The 2987-nt window shown below is 58.7% G+C and carries 1 protein-coding gene; it reads right to left on the bottom strand.

The genetic code is table 11. The features are described from left to right. The coding region (locus V6C16_RS10495; RefSeq protein WP_333543165.1) for a beta strand repeat-containing protein at positions 1-2987 on the bottom strand (2987 nt) is incomplete at both ends.

The raw sequence follows: 2987 nt of genomic DNA, 5'->3' as shown, positions 1-2987 counted from the left end.
ATGGCATTGCCGCCAGCGCCGGAGCTGCGCATGCCGTAGGCCGTGCCGCTGCCGCCGGCGGTAACGGTTACATTGCCGGTGGCGGAGGTGGTGATGCTGTTGGAGCCGGACTCGGTGGTCATGCCCTGGCTGCTGTTGCTGCCGCTGGCGGTAACAGTCACATCGCTGCCTGCAGTGATGATGTCGTTGCGCCCGGATGTCGTGGCATACATGCCGTAGCCATCGAGGACGCTGTCGGCGGCAATGTTCACCTTGCCGCTGTCAGTAGTGATGGTGTTGTGCCCGGATGTCGCGCTGGACATGCCGTAGTCGCTGCTGGTCAGGGTCACATTACCTGTTTTTGTGCTGATGACGGCGTCAGCGTAGCTGATGGCAGACATGGCTGTGGCGGTATTGCTGGTGCTGCCTGTGGCGGTAACGTTTACATGGCCACTGCCGGTTTTGATGGAATTGTTGGCGTGGTCTGAGCTGCTTACGCCAAGGGCCGCGCCAGAGCCTCCCCTTCCCTCGACAGTAACATTCACGTTGCCGCCTGCATTGATGGTGCTTTGGGCATAACTGCCGGCGTACACGCCCGAGCTGCTGCCGGTAACATCTACGTTGCCGCCTGCATTGATGATATTGCTGCTGTCTGACGTGATGGCGGCCATGCCGCCGCTGTCGGTGTTGCTGTCGCCCATAACAGTCACATCGCCGCCGGCGTTGATGGTATTGCTGCTTGAAAACGCGGAATACATGCCGTAGGAGAGCTGTGCTCCGCTGCCGCTGATGGTCACATTGCCGTTATCAGCGTTGATGGTATTGCTGCCGTCACTCTCGGCACTCATGCCTTTGCCGTCGGCGTATACACTGTGGGCGGAGATGTTCACATCGCCATTTTCAGCATTGATGACATTGGTCCCGGATATGCTCGCGTTCATGCCGGAAGCGGCGTGGCTCGCGTTGCCGGTAACGTTTACATCGCCGTCCTTTGTGGTGATGGTGTTGCTGCCGGAAGAGGCTGCGCGCACGGCGTCGCCTGTCATGTATCCTTTGGCGGTAACGGTTATGTTGCCGCCTTCGGAGGTGATGGTGTTGCTGCCGCTACCGGCGGCGTTCATGCCTTGGGCATCGCTGTATGCAGAGTTGGTGGAGACGTTCACATCGCCATTGCCAGTGTCTATGGCATTGGTCGAGGATGCGTACGCGCCCACGCCGGTAGCAACATAGTCCGCGTTGGTGTTCAGCGTCACATTGCCGTTCTCGGCGGTAATGGTATTCTTGCCGGAACTGGTTGCGAACATGCCCTCGGCGTATGAGGAGCCGCTGGTATTAACATTCACATCGCCATTGGCCTTGATGGTATTTACGCCGCTGAAGGCATAGATGCCCTCGGCGGTGCCCCCGCCAGTGGCGTTCACGGTCACATTGCCATTGCCGACGTCTACGCTGTTTTCTCCCGAGTTGGCTGACATGCCGGTGGCGCTGTCTCTGGTGCTTGTGCCGGTGTTACGGGCGTCGATGTTTACATTGCCCTCAGTCGTGCTGATGCTGTTGCTGCCCGCAGCCGCGGACATGCCAATGGCGGTTTTTGCGGTACTGGTGGCTGCAATGTTCACAGTGCCGCTTCCGGTAATGCTATTGTGCCCGTCGGGCGCATCGTTTGCCTGCATGGCATGGGCGCTGTAGCCGCCGGTTGCGGAGTTGCTGGCAGCACTGATGTTGGCAGTTCCGCCTTCCAGGTGCAAAATGTTGCCGGCAGTGCTCTTTTCGTCACTGCTTGCGTACATGGCGTAGGCATCGCCTTTGGCCGCAGTTGCTGCCACCGTGATGTCCTGGCCGGTGATCTCGTTGTTTCCCGCAGCAGTCGTGGAGCTGTCGGAGTTGGCGTACATGCCCCAGGCGGTTCCGGTTCCCTTATTGTCAGCGCTCACGGAGACTTGTGTGTCGGCGGTAACCTGGTTGAGTCCGGCATTGCTGTACATCCCGTACGTATCGCCTGTCTGAAGGGTTTGGGCCGTAATGGAAACTTCGCTCCCGGTAATGAGGTTTGTGGAATGCCCACCGGGTATATGGTTTTCAGCAAAAACACCCGTGGCGTTGTTACCCCTGGCCTGGATGTCTACCTGCCCTATAGCGTCGATGGTATTGGTGGAGTTGTTGCCCGCATGGACGCCGTAGCTTCCGACCCCTGTACTTTGCGCCGCAATGGAAACATTTCCGCCCTCAATGTTCGTAGCCGCGGTGCTGCTCCGGTTGGCATCGGTAAACACACCATAGGCCGTAGCCGAGGGATCGTTGGCATAAGCAGCGATATTTATGGAGCTTTCGTAGCCGCCTCGAATGGAAGAGGAGGCCGAGCCGCTGTCATCTGTGGCAAGCCCGTAAGCAGAACCGGCGTCGTGGTTGGCGGTGATGCTGACTTCGCCCCTGTCTGAGGCGGCGATGTCGATGGTTGAATTGAGCACGCCAATACTGTTGAGGCCGTTGCTGGGGTTGGGCTTGTCAATATCCACCTGATTGTAGCTTGAGCCGCCAAGAGTGATCTTGTCTTCGGCTACTGTTTTGGAGTCGGTGGAGTACCATTCGGCCTTGAGGTCAGTGCCAAGCTGGGCGCGCTCCTCCTCGGTGGCGGCATCGTAGTTCTGACCAGCAGCGCCGCCGGCCACGAGCAGCGGCATTTTATATGTCGTGCCGTCAACGGAAATAAGCAGCATGTCCGACGCCAGCGTGCCGTCCTCCAGCGCGGCAAGCCCGGCGGGGGTAAGTTCCACAACTATTGAGCTATCCGTGGCAACTCCCACGAAGGAAAAATATGTGTTGTCGCCTTGAAATTCGATATCGCCGATCCTGCTTGAGTCCGTAACAAGATTGCCGTCCTGATCCACGGCGTAGAAGGAGAAGAAGCTGTTTTCAGCGCCTGTGACAATAAGCCGCGTGTGATATGAGTCATCTGTTTCCGGTCCCGAGCCGCCATCGCCGGGGCCGCCATCGCCGCCCGCAGCGGC

The sequence above is a fragment of the Desulfovibrio sp. 1188_IL3213 genome (genome assembly GCF_036763145.1).
Taxonomy (GTDB): Bacteria; Desulfobacterota; Desulfovibrionia; order Desulfovibrionales; family Desulfovibrionaceae; genus Desulfovibrio.
The sequence above is the reverse complement of the archived record's forward strand: the minus strand, read 5'-3'. Positions and strand labels throughout refer to the sequence as shown.